The 15,201-nt window shown below is 60.7% G+C and carries 13 protein-coding genes; 3 read left to right on the top strand and 10 right to left on the bottom strand.

Annotated elements, in window-relative coordinates; translation table 11 throughout:
* Positions 1-124: 124 nt before the first annotated feature.
* From Q0V70_RS06500 to Q0V70_RS06465, 8 genes are all read right to left on the bottom strand, one after another.
* Positions 125-2,578: a heavy metal translocating P-type ATPase gene (locus Q0V70_RS06500; RefSeq protein ID WP_297589813.1), complete on the bottom strand. Its 2,454-nt coding sequence runs from the start codon at positions 2,576-2,578 to the stop codon at positions 125-127.
* Between the two features lie 65 nt (positions 2,579-2,643).
* Complete coding sequence (locus Q0V70_RS06495) at positions 2,644-2,868, bottom strand: heavy-metal-associated domain-containing protein (protein ID WP_297589811.1); 225 nt, start codon at positions 2,866-2,868, stop codon at positions 2,644-2,646.
* Positions 2,869-3,001: 133 nt separating this feature from the next.
* Positions 3,002-4,459 (bottom strand): adenylosuccinate lyase, encoded by a 1,458-nt coding sequence (gene purB / locus Q0V70_RS06490; protein WP_297589809.1) that lies wholly within the window; start codon positions 4,457-4,459, stop codon positions 3,002-3,004.
* A gap of 43 nt (positions 4,460-4,502) precedes the next feature.
* Complete coding sequence (locus tag Q0V70_RS06485; RefSeq protein WP_297589806.1) at positions 4,503-5,912, bottom strand: glutamate-1-semialdehyde 2,1-aminomutase; 1,410 nt, start codon at positions 5,910-5,912, stop codon at positions 4,503-4,505.
* Positions 5,913-5,998: 86 nt separating this feature from the next.
* Positions 5,999-7,123, bottom strand: a complete 1,125-nt coding sequence (hemB, locus tag Q0V70_RS06480; RefSeq protein ID WP_297589802.1) for a porphobilinogen synthase — start codon at positions 7,121-7,123, stop codon at positions 5,999-6,001.
* Between the two features lie 9 nt (positions 7,124-7,132).
* Positions 7,133-7,891 carry a uroporphyrinogen-III synthase gene (locus Q0V70_RS06475; protein ID WP_297589800.1) on the bottom strand — a complete coding sequence of 253 codons (759 nt, stop codon included), beginning with the start codon at positions 7,889-7,891 and terminating at the stop codon, positions 7,133-7,135.
* Between the two features lie 6 nt (positions 7,892-7,897).
* Entirely contained in the window at positions 7,898-9,019 is a 1,122-nt protein-coding gene (gene hemC / locus Q0V70_RS06470; protein WP_297589798.1) for a hydroxymethylbilane synthase, read from the bottom strand.
* Between the two features lie 127 nt (positions 9,020-9,146).
* Positions 9,147-10,061, bottom strand: coding sequence for an adhesin (locus Q0V70_RS06465; RefSeq protein ID WP_297589795.1), 915 nt, complete (start codon positions 10,059-10,061; stop codon positions 9,147-9,149).
* 394 nt (positions 10,062-10,455) lie between these two features.
* On the opposite strand from Q0V70_RS06465, the gene Q0V70_RS06460 reads away from it, so the two are divergent.
* Together Q0V70_RS06460 and Q0V70_RS06455 are read left to right on the top strand one after the other, a co-directional pair.
* A complete protein-coding gene (locus Q0V70_RS06460) occupies positions 10,456-10,701 on the top strand; it encodes a type II toxin-antitoxin system VapB family antitoxin (RefSeq protein ID WP_297589792.1) in 246 nt (81 codons plus the stop codon).
* Positions 10,698-11,069, top strand: coding sequence for a type II toxin-antitoxin system VapC family toxin (locus tag Q0V70_RS06455; RefSeq protein WP_297589789.1), 372 nt, complete (start codon positions 10,698-10,700; stop codon positions 11,067-11,069). The genes Q0V70_RS06460 and Q0V70_RS06455 overlap by 4 nt, the downstream gene beginning before the upstream one ends.
* A 38-nt stretch (positions 11,070-11,107) precedes the next feature.
* On the opposite strand, the gene Q0V70_RS06450 is transcribed toward Q0V70_RS06455, so the two are convergent.
* Both Q0V70_RS06450 and Q0V70_RS06445 read right to left on the bottom strand, forming a co-directional pair.
* Entirely contained in the window at positions 11,108-12,649 is a 1,542-nt protein-coding gene (locus tag Q0V70_RS06450) for an NAD(P)/FAD-dependent oxidoreductase (RefSeq protein WP_297589787.1), read from the bottom strand.
* Between the two features lie 21 nt (positions 12,650-12,670).
* Positions 12,671-13,837 (bottom strand): uroporphyrinogen decarboxylase family protein, encoded by a 1,167-nt coding sequence (locus tag Q0V70_RS06445; RefSeq protein WP_297589784.1) that lies wholly within the window; start codon positions 13,835-13,837, stop codon positions 12,671-12,673.
* Between the two features lie 74 nt (positions 13,838-13,911).
* On the opposite strand from Q0V70_RS06445, the gene Q0V70_RS06440 reads away from it, so the two are divergent.
* Positions 13,912-15,198: a glutamyl-tRNA reductase gene (locus tag Q0V70_RS06440; RefSeq protein ID WP_297589781.1), complete on the top strand. Its 1,287-nt coding sequence runs from the start codon at positions 13,912-13,914 to the stop codon at positions 15,196-15,198.
* Positions 15,199-15,201 lie beyond the last annotated feature (3 nt).

Here is a 15,201-nt window from a genome sequence, read left to right as displayed (position 1 = left end):
TTCTACCGTCCCTTCGCTGGCCTCCCCTAGTCTAGCGTTTTTATGCCCAGCGCCAATCCGCCCAAAGGATTGAGTGCCGCCCGGGTTTGCGCCGCGGTGTCACACTCCTGATGACCCGGCGAAATCACAGGTGGACGCGGTTTAGGCGCAGGGAGTTCAGCACCACCAGCACCGAGCTGGACGCCATGAAAGCCCCCGCCAGCCCCGGGTTCAACATTCCCGCGGCTGCCAGGGGTATGGCCACAATGTTGTAACCAAAAGCCCAGGCGAGGTTCTCTTTGATGTTTCGTAGGGTGGCTCGAGACACGTTGATGGCCTGGGTGATGGCCCCCAAACTGGGGTTCACCAAGGTGATGTCCGCGGCACCGATAGCCGCATCGGTGCCGGTGGCCAGGGCAATCCCCAGGTCGGCAGCGGCCAGAGCGGCCGCATCGTTGACGCCGTCCCCGACCATCGCCACGATTTTCCCGGCGTCTTGCAGTTCCCGGATTGCGTCGACCTTGCCTTCCGGGCTGACCCCTGCCACGACCGTTTCGATTCCGGCCTGGTCGGCCGCCCTATGTGCCGGTTCAGGCTGATCCCCGGTCAGCAGGACGGTTTCGATACCCTCCGCTTTCAGGCTGGCTACCGTGGGCGCGGCTTCGGGTTTGACCGGGTCGCTGAACGTGAACACGGCGAGGGCTCGGGCCTGCACCAGGTCTCCCGCCACCGCCGCGGTACTGTTTTCATTGCGCCGGCCCGGTTCGGCCGCGGTTCCCGTACTGTCCAGCAAACTGGCCCCGTAACCGGCCTTTTCGACTTGTGCAATCAGGGTTTCAGCCGGGACATCCGCGGTGAGCGTCACGGTGGCGATTTCTAAGGGGAGGTTCACCGAGGCCGAAACCCCATCGAGTTTATTGAGCCGCTTTTCCACTCGGGCCACGCAAGACGCGCAGGTCATCCCCGTGATTTTCAGGGTCAGTTCCGTACCTACCGGCTCACCTGACAACACCGGGGAGGCGTCCCCGGAAACTTGTGAAGACCAGTCCGCACCCGTAGCCAACACCGCCACGGTCCGGCCTTGTGACTGGGCGGCCCCAATCGCCGCCTCCAAGTCGGGGGGAATGTCCGCGCCCATCACCGTGAGCCACTCCGGTTTCCCAATCGCATAGGCCACGCCGTCCACGAAACCTCCGGCGCCGCGTCCAATAAACGTGGCAAACCCGGTCAAGGCGCCGGGTCCGCTCCCGCAGTCTCTTGCTTTTGCGGCCGCGACCAGGGCTTTTCCAATCGGGTGGGGGGAACCGGCCTCCAGGCTGGCTGCCAACGCGAGAGCCTCGGTGTCCCCCAGCGACACCAACTCCGCCGGTCTCGAAGCCGACACCGTCACGTCCTCCAGGCTCATTTCCCCGCTGGTCAGCGTGCCGGTTTTGTCCATGACCAGGGTGTTGATGCGCCGGGTTTCCTCCAGAATCTGGGGGCCTTTCAGCAGGATGCCTGCCCGGGATGCCCGGGTGGATCCGACCAGCAAAGCCATCGGGGTCGCCAACCCCAACGCGCACGGACAGGCGATGACCAGCACTGATACCCCGGCGGTAAAAGCGGCAGGGAACGGTTGTCCGTGTCCCAGCCACAGCGCGAAAGTCAGGACAGCCAGGACGATTACCACCGGGACGAACACTGCCGACACCCGGTCCGCTAGGCGGGAAACCGGGGCTTTCTCGGCTTGAGCGCGGGTCACCAGCCGAGTGATTTGAGCCAGTTTCGTTTCCGCACCGACCTTGGTGGCCTGAACGACCAGCAGTCCTTGGACGTTGATGGTGGCGCCGGTCACACTATCGCCCACGGATTTTTCCACCGGGATGGGCTCGCCGGTTAGCATGGATTCGTCGACGGTGGAATGTCCTTCAAACACAATGCCGTCAGTGGCGATTTTTTCCCCGGCCGGTACCAAAAAGTAATCCCCCGGCTGAAGCGCGGCGACGTCGACAGTTTCAGTTTCCCAAGGCGTGGTCGTGTCACGAGGGTCGCCGGGACGGGTGACGCGCACGGCCTGTTTTGCCCCCAGGGACAGCAAGGCGCGCAGCGCCGAGGTCGCCGAGGACTTTGCCCGAGCCTCCAAATACCGTCCGGTCAGCAAGAATACGGTAATCATCACGGCGGTTTCAAAAAAGATTTCACCGCCGGAGCCTGTTTCGTGCGCTGCCGCGAGCGGGTTCAGGCTCATGTTCATGGTCATGCCGATGCGGCCGGCGGGGGTAAAAATCAGTGCCCCCCAGGAGTACAGCGTCGCCACGCTCACTCCCAACGCGACCAGGGTGTCCATCGTGGTGGACCCCCCTCGTGCCGCCCGCAGAGCCCCGCGGTGAAACGGCGCGGCGGCCCACCCCACCACCGGCAGGCTGCACACCCCTACAACCCACTGCCAGGCCGGGAACTGCAGGACTTCCAGCATAGAAATCGCCATCACCGGCAGACCAAAAATCACGGCCACCACCAGGCGGCGCCCCAGATCTTGCCGGCGCAACCCAGCCGGGTCCAGCGCTGGATCCACCGCCGGGTCAGCGGAGGAATTAACTGTCGTTTCGTTGTGTGTCATCAAACCACCAGGCCGTTCCCGCACCGCCCCAACACCACCGCTGGAGACGGCTCAGGAAACAAAATCTAGCGGTCGATGGACACGACGCGGTAGTTGCCGGCGTCCTGCACGGTTTCGGTGAGGACCTGGTCGGAGGGCAGGCTTTCGCCGATCACGGTAGCGACCCCGCGGCCCTCGTCACGCACCACCTCAACCCGCTCAACGCCCTCTAGGTCGCTGAGGTCAGCGGTGATGTGCTTGACGCACATGTCACAAGTCAGTCCGTCGAGGTTCATGGTGAGGGTTGCCATTGGGAGTTCCTTTCGTTGCTGTTTTCATTATTGGCCGCTCGCAGGGCCACTGTCCATTTCAACCACCGGTTGCACCGGATTATTCCCACCCAGCGGAACCGGAATCGGCCCTGTTTAGTGGGCTGAGCCCAGCTTATTCGAGGTAGTCGACCAGCTGGGCGGCCAGCCCGGTGTAGGTCGCGGGTGTCAGGGCCTGCAAACGTGCGGTTTGCTCTGGGGGAAGCCCCAGGTCGGCAATGAACTGCCGCATTCGCGGTCCGTCAACCTTGTGCCCGCGGGTCAGCTCTTTCAAGCGCTCATAGGGGTTATCCATGCCGGAAACTCCGGCAATCCCCGCCACACGCATGGTCTGTTGGACCGCCTCGCCCAACACTTCCCAGTTGTCGTCCAAATCGGCTGCCATCACGGCCGCATCAACTTTCAGCCCGGCCAGTCCGCGCCGCAGATTATCGATTGCCAGCAGGGAGTGGCCAAACGCGGTGCCGATATTGCGCTGGGTAGTGGAATCGGTGAGGTCGCGCTGCATCCGGGTCGTGACCAGGGTCTGTTCCAGCACCTCGAACAGGCCGGAGGAAATCTCGAGGTTCGCTTCGGCGTTTTCGAACCGAATCGGGTTGATTTTATGCGGCATGGTCGAGGACCCGGTCGAACCTTGCGCCGCCAAATCTTGGGCAAAATACCGCAGGGAAATATAGGTCCAAATATCGGTGGCGAGGTTGTGGGCGATGCGGTTAAAGTGCGTGACCGTCGCATAAAGTTCCGCTTGATAGTCGTGGGATTCAATCTGGGTGGTCAAAGGATTCCAGGTCAGTCCGAGTCGGTCCTCGACGAATCCGCGGGACAGCGCCGCCCAATCTGCTCCTGGTACCGCCACCGTGTGCGCCGCGAAATCGCCGGTCGCGCCGTTGATTTTGCCCAAGTATTCCTGGGCTTCAACGCGTTTCAGCTGGCGGTCCATGCGCCAGGCAAACACGGCCAGTTCGTGTCCCAAGGTGGTGGGGGTGGCGGGCTGCCCGTGGGTGTGGGCCAGCATCGGCACGTCCGCGTTTTCCCGGGCCAGGTCGGTGATTTGGGCTTGCAAGGCGCGGGCGGCGGGCAGCCACACGCGTCCCACCCCGTGCTTTATCAAAATCGCGTAGGTCAGGTTGTTGATGTCCTCGGAAGTGCAAAAAATGTGCACCATTTCTTTCAGGCCCGGCAGTGCCTGGCCCTCCGTACCGCCTAACGCCTCCGGGGCGGCCTCAAGGGCAGACTTCAACAGGTATTCCACCGCTTTCACGTCATGCTTGGTTTTCGCTTCGGTTTGGCTCAGCGTAGCGATTTCGTCCGCCCCGAAAGTCCCGACCAGTCCGCGCAGATACGATTTTTCAGCCGCGCTCAACACCGGCGCGCCGTCCAGCACTTCCTGGTCAGTGAGCCAAATGAGCCACTCTATCTCAATGAACAGGCGCGCCCGATTGACCGCCGCTTCGGAAAACCAGTCGACCAGCGGGGACACGACCCCGCGGTATCGTCCGTCCAGTGAACCGAGGGCAATCGCCGGGCTCAGCGCCCCCAAATCAACGTGTTCGGTGGGAAATTCAGTAACCATTTGTTCTGCTTTCACTAGTTGTGAGGGGTGGTTTATGCGGTGTTCAAGCCTGGGGCGCCTGTGCGGTGGCGGCAGCCTTCGCCGCGGCCGGAATCGCGTCCAGAATCTGGTTAATGGCCGCATCATCGCCAAAGTGAGCTGCAGACACAAACCAGGCTTCGAACACGGAGGGCGGCAACATGACGCCTTGCCGGTAAAACTCCCAGAACATCGGGGCGAATCGCCAGGTTTCTTGGGATTTTGCGCCGGCATAATCGATGACGGGAGTCTCGGAAAAGAACACGGAGAACAGCGAACCAGCTCGCCCGATGAAGTGAGGGACGTCCTCCCGGTTCAACGCCGCGTCCAGAGCGCCCGCAATCGTGTCGGCCACCGCATCGACCTTGCCATACACATTGTTGTCGGCACCTTGTAAGGTGGCCAGTCCGGCCGCGCAGGACAGGGGATTGCCGCTCAAGGTTCCGGCCTGATAGACCGGACCGAGGGGGGCGAGCTGATTCATCAGTTCGGCGCGGCCCCCGATAGCCGCCAGGGGCATGCCTCCCCCGATGACCTTGCCGAAGGTCAACAAGTCCGGGGTCCAAAACTCGCCGAAAGTCACACCCTCGTTTTGGGCGGCGACCCCTACCGGGAACAGTCCCGCCGGACCGGACGTGGTGCCCTCTGGACTTTCCAAATATTCCCGCCCGGTGGACAACCCCCACCAGCCCGAGGGCGACACCCGAAACCCGGTCAGCACCTCGTCTTGAATCATCAACGCCCCGTACTCGCGGCACAGCCGGGAAATTTCGGGCAGGAATCCGGCCCGGGGTGCCACGACCCCCATATTCGCGGCGGCACCCTCCACGATGACCGCGGCAATCTCGGAACCGCGCCGGGCAAATGCTTCCTGTACAGCTTTCACATTGTTGTAGGGCAACACCAGGGTCAGAGCCGAAATCCCCGCCGGTACTCCCGCGGAGGCGGGCAAACCGCCGGTGGCTACCCCGGAACCGGCTTCGCTAAGCAAACCGTCAGAGTGTCCGTGATAGTTGCCGGCGAACTTGATAATCAAATCCCGCCCGGTCGCCCCGCGCGCCAAGCGAATAGCGGTCATGGTCGCTTCGGTTCCGGTCGAGACGAAACGGACCTTTTCCGCCAGCGGCACCCGTTGGCGGATCGTCTCGGCCAGCAGGGTTTCCGACTCGGTGGGCGCCCCGAAACTGAGACCTGCCTCGGCCGCGTGCGTCACGGCCTCGACCACCCGTTCATCAGCGTGACCCAGCAGCATCGGCCCCCAGGAACAAACCAGGTCAACGAACTCGTGACCTTCCGCGTCCCACACGCGCGGACCTTTGGCGCGAGTCACGAAAGCCGGCACGCCCCCGACCGAACCGTAGGCGCGGACGGGGGAATCGACCCCGCCGGGGATGACGGCTTGAGCCGCCGCAAACAAATCAGCATTCGTTGTCATTTCGCCCTCCTTTGGGTGATGAAAGTACTGTGTCACAAGGTCTTTCGGGTCACGTTTCCGGCTCGCTGGCCGTGACGCGGGCTCGGTTAGGCCAAGCCTTGCGCCGCCTCAATCGCATAGTAGGTCAACACGATGTCCGCTCCGGCCCGAACAATCGAGGTCAGGGACTCGTCGATGACCCGGGAACGGTCAATCCAGCCGTTAGCGGCTGCCGCCTCAATCATCGCATATTCGCCGGACACCTGGTAGGCAGCCACCGGCACCGGTGAAGCTGCGGCCACGTCAGCCAGCACGTCCAGGTACAGCGAGGCGGGCTTGACCATAACCATGTCGGCGCCTTCCTCAATGTCCAGCAGGGTTTCGCGCAGTCCTTCGCGGCGGTTGGCGGGGTCCTGCTGATAGGTGCGCCGGTCGCCTTTCAGGGCGCAACCGACCGCGTCCCGAAACGGCCCGAACAGGCCGGAAGCATATTTGGCGGAGTAGGCCATAATCGCCACGTCACTGTACCCGGCTTCATCCAGAGCCTCACGGATAGCGGCGACCTGGCCGTCCATCATGCCGCTGGGGCCGACCGCGGCCGCCCCGGCCCGCGCTTGTGACACCGCCGTAGCCGCGTAACAGGACACCGCCCAATCGTTGTCTACCACACCGTCAGGGCGCAGCGGTCCGCAGTGTCCGTGCGAGGTCGTCTCGTCCAGGCAGGTGTCGGCCATGACCACCAGCTGGTCCCCGACCGCGTCAGCGAGGGCGGCGATGCCCCGGTTTTGAATCCCGTTGGGATCCCAAGCTGCCGAACCGGTTTCGTCTTTGTCAGCGTCGGTGGGGACCCCGAACACAATCATGCCCCCGATGCCGGCATCCGCCGCTTCCCGGCCCAACTGCGCCAAAGACTCGGGCGTGTGCTGGTATTGGCCGGGCATGGACGGAATCTCTACCGGTTCGCTAATCCCGTCACGCACGAATACGGGCAGGATCAGCTGTTCAGGGCTCCAGCGGGTTTCCGCCACCAGGCGACGCATCGGCACAGACGTGCGCAACCGGCGGGGACGGACAAAAGGGGTCAGACCGTGGGGCAGTTTCCGCGCAGGCACGACCTTTTCTTTCGTTCCGGCTGTGGCTTCGGCTTCAGAAGTCCCGGTGTGCCGTCCCCCGGTAGCGCTCGGGGTGGTCGGTCCTACCCCCAAATTTGCGGCGTGCGGTAATCCTGTCATAGTTATCCCCTAATCTCGTGCGGCTTTCTGTTCTAGTTCTCGAACAACGTTTTCATATGCCCGAACGACCCCTTCGGTGTTCGTGGTTTCACAAACCTCGGCGGCAGACCAGCCCAGTTCTCGCAGCACGGTGGCGGAAGATTTCCCGAAAGCGATGGGTTCGGGCCATTGTTTCACGCCGGCTTTCGTCAGCAGTTCGTGGGCGGCGCGTGCTACCGAACCGGCCGTAACCAGCACGTAGGTCAGCGTTCCGGGAGCCAGGACGGTCTCCCATTCCAGCGGTAAATCGGGTAGGCACACGGATTCATAGAGCCGCAGCTTTTCCACGTTGTATCCCTTGCGGTTCAACCCTTGTCCCAGGGTCGGGGCCGCCCCAACCGCACCGGGCAGCAGCACCGTTCCAGTCCCCGGCGGAAACGCCTTGACCAGCGACTCGGCGCAGGCTGGATCGGGTCCTACCAGGTCAACATGACCGTCAAGCTGACGGATGGCTTCGGCGGTGGCGGCACCTACGGCTGCGACCTGCACTTGGGCAAACAAATCTTCCAGGTCATAGTGAGCGTCCAGAAACGTGGCTGTTGCCACGCTGGAGAGTACAACCCAGTCGTATTCCCCGTCCTGCAGTCGCTGCATCGGCTCATACCAGTCCTCACTGGCAGTGGGTACTTTCTCGGTCACGGGAGCGCACACCACCGGCAGACCCGCCTTTTCCAGTCCCCGTGCCAACACGTCTCCCGGGACCCTGGGCACCAACAGTTTAGGTTTCATCAAATGTTATTCCCCCCACAATTCCTTTTCATTGTCTACAGTCTGATTCGCACCACTCTGGGTTGTCTCGGGTTTAGCGGCCTTGAGGTCGGCGATTGTTGCGGCTCCGGCCGCCAACAGTTCCCCAGCTAAATCCACCCCGAGCTGTTGGGCCGCGGCCAGCGCGAAATCACGCTGCGCGGCTTCGGCCCCCAGTAGTACGGTGGTTTCTCCGTTGACTTCCAAGACTTCGCCCTGATTTCCGATCACTCGGGCGGTCAGTTCTAGGCGTCCCGAGGGTGCTTCGACTCGTTTGTCCCAGGTCACCACTCCGCGCACGCCCAAGGGCGCGGCGCAGCCCGCTTCCAGGTAGCGTAGCAGGGCGCGTTCCGCACTGACCTCTAAATGGGTGGGTTCGTCGTCCACAAACTTGAGGATTTGGGCGAAGTTTCGCCCCTCTTCGCTGTCCAGCAGTTCGGGACGGGTTTCCAGAGCTAGCGCGCCCTGTCCGCCGGCCGGAATCACCGTGCCTTCCAGGGAATCCGTGATGGCCTCATCCATTCCCAAGCGGCGCAGTCCGGCTCGTGCCAGCACCACCCCGTCTAAATCCTCGGCGGCCTTGCCCGGCTGCAGGCCGGCCCGCTCAGCCACAGCAGCCAAACCTTTCACCCGCCCGACCCGCGTGGGGACGTTGCCACGAATGTCTACCAACGTAATATCCGGGCGCGCGGCCGCTATCTGGCGGGCTCGGCGCGGCGAGCCTGTTCCCAGACGCGAGCCGGCGGGCAAATCCTCCAAACCTAGATTGTCGCGCGCCACCAGTACATCCCCCGGATCTTCACGAGTCGGGGTGGCCGCCACCACCAGACCGTCTACCGGCACGGTGGGCAGGTCTTTCAGAGAGTGCACCACCAGGTCGCAGTGACCCTCCAGCAGCGCCACCCGCAGGGCCGCCGCGAATACGCCGACTCCGCCGAGGCTGGCCAGGGAAGCCCGGTTGACGTCGCCCTCCGTGGTAAAGGTCTGTACTTGGACGTGTAACCCGCGCTGCTCCAAATCGGATGCCACCGTGCGGGTTTGGGTCAAAGCCAGAGCGGAGGCCCGGGTGCCAATCACGAGCGGACGCTCAGCGCTGCCAATCGTTTGCATAAGCTCTAGCTTAGGACATTCAGGCGGTACAACCTAGTCAAGCTCACGAGAGGATTGACTGTGTAGCAGAGGTCACGCAAGAAGCATTATCCGTAATTAGCGTGGTTCTGAGCAACAGCATTGAAAGCTAGGGCTGTGGTTCAGGTTGAGTAGCCGGGTATTCAGAATAATACATTAGTCCGGGATATTTGTTATGAATAACTCCTGTAAAATCTGTTACTTGGGTCGTAACATCGGCTAATCTAAATGGTTTGGAGGGGTTAGTAATTAGGCATCCGCAATGATATTTCTTGGCATCTTCACGAAGCTGAAAGTTAATCATATCTTTCTCGACATCATATAGGAATTTATGATTAGTTTCGTTTAAATCCCAGTTGTTTGAAATATCGTTCTGGAAACCGCGGTATGCTTTACATAATTGTTCGGTGCTATTCTTAACAAAGCGAATATCAATCTTATCGTTCTTTCCTTTTAGCAAACTCGCTAGTTCCGCGATACCCGGTTCATTATGTAAGTCGAGCTGAGAAATGATTTGATCCCAAGACATAACAGTATCGTTACCGTCTCCAACTAAGGTCAGCCCGGTTTCATTGGTTAACAAATCAAATCTGACCATGAAACCTACTTTATCTGGGTGATAAGCCTGGATCAGGAGGGCTAACATGCTGGAGACTTCGCCGATAGCATCAGGATCCCCAGCATTCACCAGACGCTTGATGTTGTTGTACCAACTCTTCATCTTAACGCTGGGGGTGGAGGGATCCCAGAGGTAAATGCCTGGTTTTTGATGGTAGGGAAAACTAACCTCTGTAGAATCTGTGGAATGTATCAAATCAAGTGAATTAATACAAGTATTGATTTCGAGGGCAGAGAGTTCTCCGGTATATCCTGAACCAGTTTCATAAATATACTTAAACGCTGGCTCGACCTGTCTGGTCGACTCGGTTGCAGCAGTACTTCCATTGTTGTTATCAGAGTTCGCGCAACTGCCCAACAGTACAGTCAGCGAAAGAACCAGTGGAATTATAAATATTTTTTTCATGGAACAGCTCACCTTCCTTTCTTTTCCCTAGATTACAGATAAATCTCGCGTTATCAATGCCAGACCACCGGCTAACGCGACAAATTTCCCCATGCGTAACGCCATTTTTACTCCTTAAAGCCCTCCTCAAGACGTCCTTGTCATCAGGCGAACCGTTAGAATTCACACACTTTCCATAGTGTCACGCGGATATCTCCAGTGAACCCCCCGTATATCTATTTTAATTGACCAACGGCACAAATCTACTGTTTTCAACCACTATTTTCGGTTGTTCACTTATCGATTAACCGCGAGTGTTTCCATACCCAACTGAGAAACTCCGTGCATGCCTAAGTTGTAACCGAAGGGGCAAACCCACCTCCCGCTTTTCTAGCATTCATGGTAGAATTTTTCTATGCCGATGCTGACTATCAAAGATCCCCAGGTGTATGAAAACGTTCGCGAACTCGCGAATCGTAAAGGCATGACCATGACCGCTGTGGTGCGCGAACTGGCCCAACGGGAACTCGAGACTACGCGCCGACCGACTTATGAGGAAAAACTGCAGGCTATCAGGGAAATTCAAGCCCAAGTGGAGGAGGAAGGGATAACTTTCTTGACTGATGACGACCTCTACGATGAGGACGGATTACCGAAGTGATTGTAGATACCTCAGTTTTAATCGCCATTATGGCTCAGGAACCCGGCTACCGGGAATATCTCGAAAAAATCCTCCGTAGCGACAACACGAAAATCAGTGCGGGAACCGCAGTTGAGTTTGAACTCGTGGCGTGCAAGTACGGTGATCCACCACAGGTCCTTCACGCCTTGGGCATTGAAATCACTCCCGTGGATCAAAACCACCTCTATTGGGCTCGCTTCGCCATCCAAAATTTCGCCCGCGGCTCGGGCTCGCCAGCCAAACTCAACTTCGGGGACTGTTTTTCCTACGCTGCCTCCCGCGCCCTGAACGAACCGCTATTGTTCAAAGGCACGGACTTCAGCGCTACCGACGTCATCGCGGCGTGAGCGCCCGGCAACGGTCCGCCCCGCCCTTGTGAACCTGCCTATTGAAATTGCAATCCGCGAGCGACCACGGCGGTAATCCCGGTCCCAGCAAACAACGCGCCTTCCAGATCCAGGCCCTCCACGCGCTGGGCCGCGGCGGCAATCTGGTTTAACACGGCGCGTTCCTCGGCATTGGGGTGGGTCATGGCGTCGCCCCAAAAGATGCGGCGCGAATCCAGGACCTGGTCCATCGTCAGTTCCACTCCCAGCATCCGCGACGCGTCAGCCAAAGCCCGCTCCACGCTCACCTGATACACGAAGCCTTCCGGGTCGCCCTCCCGACCGTAGGAAATCCGCAGGATATGCGTGTGGGGGGCAGCTCCCGCCATCGTGCCGGGCCATTTTGCGGAATAGTTCGTGATGGCTTTGGCCTGCAACACGTTCGGGTCCTCATCAGGTCCGCAGGGCGGGGGTCCGACCAACATGCCCGACCCGCGCGGCGGATTGTCCAGCTGGGGCGCATTGACCGCCAGGGTCACGTTCATCACGTGGGTGCCTTTGTGCAGCTGGAATCCGGTGGTTAAATCGCCGATTTCTTCCAGGGCCGCCGCGTCAAACCGTAGAGTGGTGTCCCGATGGTCGCGTTCAGCGTGGAACTTCAGGCGCAGCATCGAGGCCGCGGCCGAGTTCAGCACTTTCAGCGCGCTGTTGCCCGGTAGCGCCACCACAATTCGGTCTGTCGCCAGCCCGAAAGCATTGCCGGTTTCTTCCGGGGGCCCGCCCTGGTACTTGGTGTTGGAAATCGTGTGCTTGCACCACACGACCCAGCGCGGGTTTTCCGCTCCGATGCCGGCTTCAACATGCATGACTCGCACGTGGTTGTCGATGCGTCCCCCCGCCTCGGTAATGCGTTTCACCAGCTCGTCTACCAGCTTGAACATGCCGCCCTCGGGCATCATCACCACGATTGAGTTGGGTTTGCGGGTGGCAGCCACCGCCTTGGTCAGCGACCCGGTGCGTGCCAGGGCGGCGCGCAATCCCGGCGCGACCCGGTCGGGATCCAGCCCGTAAGGGTGCGTGGAGTGAATACCTCCCGCGAACGGGGTCACGAAGGCATCCAACACGGCTTTACCCAACCGGGCTTCTACCAGTTCCCCAAAACTTTTCGCGTCCGCGCCGACTTCCGCGGGCAGCGTCAAATCCTGTCGAGCGCGCTCCAGGGCTTGAGGCCCGGCGATGTGGGTCAGTCCCTCCACGAACACCGGGTCGTCAAGGTCGGCGGGAATCCCCAAGGTTCCAAAGGGGATGCGCACGGCATCGTTGCGGCCGTGGTCCCATACCCAGGAGTCGCTGTGGGGGGCGACCGGGTTCAAGCCCAGTTCCCGGCACAAATCGGTGACTTCGGGGGTGCGGGTGGCGTAGGATTCGGCCCCGATATCCACGGTGGCTCCCCCGAAAACTCCCGAACAGACCAGGCCGCCGGGGCGTCCGCGCTCCTCCAAGATGAGGGGACGCAGCCCGCGTTTTATCGCCGCGTATCCGGCGGTCAGCGCGCCGAGCCCCCCGCCGAGGATAATCATGTCAAAGCCGTCGTCAGCCATGGTGTTTTCCCTTCACAAGCGTTATCTGGTGGGTTTGGTGGGTTTTTGAGAGTTTTCGGTGGGGGAGGTGGCCGGGGCTCGCCAAGTGTGGATTCGAGCGGTCAGTTCGGTCAGCACCCCGGGGTCGGTGTCGGGCCTGACCCCGTGTCCCAGGTTGAAAATGTGGGCAGGAGCGGCCAGCCCAGCCTGCAGAACCTGTTCGGCTTCGCGCCAGACTTGCTCCATGATGTCCCCCGTTTCGGTGGGTTTCGCATCGGTTGGGGTGGCGTCGGTTTGCGCCGGTTGTTCCGCGGAGACCAGCAGGTCCGGGTCGAGGTTGCCCTGCAGGACTTTCCCGGGCAGGCGCCGAGCGGCGGCGTCCAAGCTCATGTCGGAGTTGATGGAAACGACCTCGGCGATTTCACCCATCGCTTCGATGAGGTGAGCGGTGCCGACCCCGAAGTGAACGTGCGTGGCTCCCGGCGCGCCCTGGAAAGCGAGCGTCGAGTAAGGCAGGGCGAAGCGGCGGTATTCCTCGGCCGTCAGAGACCCCGCCCAGGAATCGAACAGCTGCACCGCTTCAGCGCCGCCGTTGATTTGGGCTTTCATGAACTGGCCAGACAGTTTCGCGCACCAGGTTGCCAGCTTGGTCCAGGCGGCGGGTTGCTCCTCAATGAAAGCGCGGGTTTCCAAGCATTCGCGCCGGCGCGGCCCGCCGGCTTCCAACAGGTAGGACGCCAGGGTAAAGGGTGCTCCGGCGAATCCCAGCAGGACTTTTTCATAGGGCAGTTCGCGGCGGACATGGGCGGCGGCTTGCTCGATGACCGACCAGTCCGCAACTTCCAGTTCGGTCAGTTTTTCCACCTCGGCGGCGCTGGTCAGAGGCTGTTTCAGTACCGGTCCGCGGCCGGGCACAATGTCGATGTCCGCGCCGGCCAGGTACAGCGGCACCACAATATCGGAAAAGAACACGGCCGCGTCTACGTGGTGGCGGCGCACTGGCTGGAGGGTAATCTCAGCGGCAATCTCCGGGGTGGTGCAGGCGGCGAGCATGGATTTTCCCTCGCGCAGGGCACGATACTCCGGCAGGGATCGCCCAGCTTGGCGCATGAACCACACGGGTGTGGTAGCCGGCCTGATTCCGTTCAGCGCGGCACGCATCCGCGAACCGGAGAATAGTGGGTCAAGACCCAGAGAAGCTACAACCAAAATACAATCCTAACTTAGGATACCCTTAGTAACTGTTTTGCGGGGGTAATTCTATTTAAGGTATAAAAAGGTTGATGCCTTTTCAACTTTACACCGTCAATCACCTGACCCACAGCTTGGCTGAAGTGGCTCAGGCGGCATCTCAAGCTGCAGAAAAGGAATCAGAATGGTTCGAGACCCCGGGAGTGCATTCCCTGGTGCTGGTTTCGACCTGTAACCGCGTGGAAATCTATGCTTCGGCCGATCCGGGAGTGCGCTTAGTTCCCGCCCATGAACTGCCCTCCGAAACTCAACAGCTCGAAGCTCCCCACCCGCCTCATGCCGAGAACGACACACTGGCCTGGAATTTTATTGAGGGCCGTGCGGTCGCCGAGCACCTGTATCGGGTTGCCTCGGGATTGGATTCGATGGTGGTGGGCGAGGCCGAGGTCGCAGGTCAGGTGCGCCGTTGCTTTACGCGAGCCCAAGACTTGGGGGAAGTTCACGGGTTGATGGTGCGCATGTTTGAGGGAGCGCTATCCACCGCCCGGAAGGTCGCCAGCAAGACTGAACTGACCGGACTAGGGCGTTCCGTTGTTTCTGTGGCGCTGGACGTGGCGGAAGAGAGCGGTCGTTTACCCCAATGGCGGCAGGCACAAGTTCTACTGGTCGGCACCGGTGCCTATGCCGGAAGTACGGTCGCTCAGCTACGCGCTCGCGGGGTGCGTGATATCGCCAATATTTCGACTTCGGACCGGGTCACTGCCTTTGCCAAGAGTCACGGAACCCGTGTCATTCCCGCCACTGAGTTAGTACCGGCGTTGCGGCAGGCAGATTTGGTCGTCACCGCGCGGGGAATCGGTGCCCCGGTGCTGCGCCGCGAACAGGTGCACGCCAGCCTGGCCGACCGCGACAGTTCCTTGACCATTTTGGACCTGGCACTGCATCGTGACGTGGAGGAAAGCGTGCGAGACCTACCGGGCGTCGCGCTATGGGATTTGGAGGATATTCGTCACCGGGTTCCGGCTTTGGCGGTGTCCCAAGTGCGCCGGGCGCATGAAATTATTGAAGACGGTTTGAGGGAGTACGATGCGGCGGTGGCGGCACGTCACATGGATCCGGCTATCGTGCAGCTGCGCGCCATTTTCCAACAGGCCGCCACGGCCGAGATTGACAGACTTCCCGCTGGCGACATGATTTCTCGCGAAGCCGCGGAGGCCGCGATTCATCACGTCATTGCCAAGCTGGCGCACACTCCCACTGTTTCCGCCCACATGGCGGCCGAGGCGGGTTTGAGTGCCGAATGGGTTGATGCCCTAGCAACTGTATGGGGACTGACTCCCGAGGTACTCGAAGCCGCTCTGAACGCCGAAGTCAGGTAAATC

Source organism: uncultured Mobiluncus sp. (assembly GCF_947087965.1).
Classification (GTDB): domain Bacteria; phylum Actinomycetota; class Actinomycetes; order Actinomycetales; family Actinomycetaceae; genus Mobiluncus.
This window is presented reverse-complemented; position numbering and strand designations above follow the sequence as displayed.

Bases quoted from the DNA above. Each gene is read 5' to 3' on its own strand.
- Q0V70_RS06485 (WP_297589806.1), bottom strand. From the start codon at position 5,912: ATGACAACGAATGCTGATTTGTTTGCGGCGGCTCAAGCCGTCATCCCC.
- Q0V70_RS06475 (WP_297589800.1), bottom strand. From the start codon at position 7,891: ATGAAACCTAAACTGTTGGTGCCCAGGGTCCCGGGAGACGTGTTGGCA.
- hemB (WP_297589802.1), bottom strand. From the start codon at position 7,123: ATGACAGGATTACCGCACGCCGCAAATTTGGGGGTAGGACCGACCACC.
- hemC (WP_297589798.1), bottom strand. From the start codon at position 9,019: ATGCAAACGATTGGCAGCGCTGAGCGTCCGCTCGTGATTGGCACCCGG.
- Q0V70_RS06450 (WP_297589787.1), bottom strand. From the start codon at position 12,649: ATGGCTGACGACGGCTTTGACATGATTATCCTCGGCGGGGGGCTCGGC.
- Q0V70_RS06460 (WP_297589792.1), top strand. From the start codon at position 10,456: ATGCCGATGCTGACTATCAAAGATCCCCAGGTGTATGAAAACGTTCGC.
- Q0V70_RS06440 (WP_297589781.1), top strand. From the start codon at position 13,912: ATGCCTTTTCAACTTTACACCGTCAATCACCTGACCCACAGCTTGGCT.
- purB (WP_297589809.1), bottom strand. From the start codon at position 4,459: ATGGTTACTGAATTTCCCACCGAACACGTTGATTTGGGGGCGCTGAGC.
- Q0V70_RS06500 (WP_297589813.1), bottom strand. From the start codon at position 2,578: ATGACACACAACGAAACGACAGTTAATTCCTCCGCTGACCCGGCGGTG.
- Q0V70_RS06495 (WP_297589811.1), bottom strand. From the start codon at position 2,868: ATGGCAACCCTCACCATGAACCTCGACGGACTGACTTGTGACATGTGC.
- Q0V70_RS06465 (WP_297589795.1), bottom strand. From the start codon at position 10,061: ATGAAAAAAATATTTATAATTCCACTGGTTCTTTCGCTGACTGTACTG.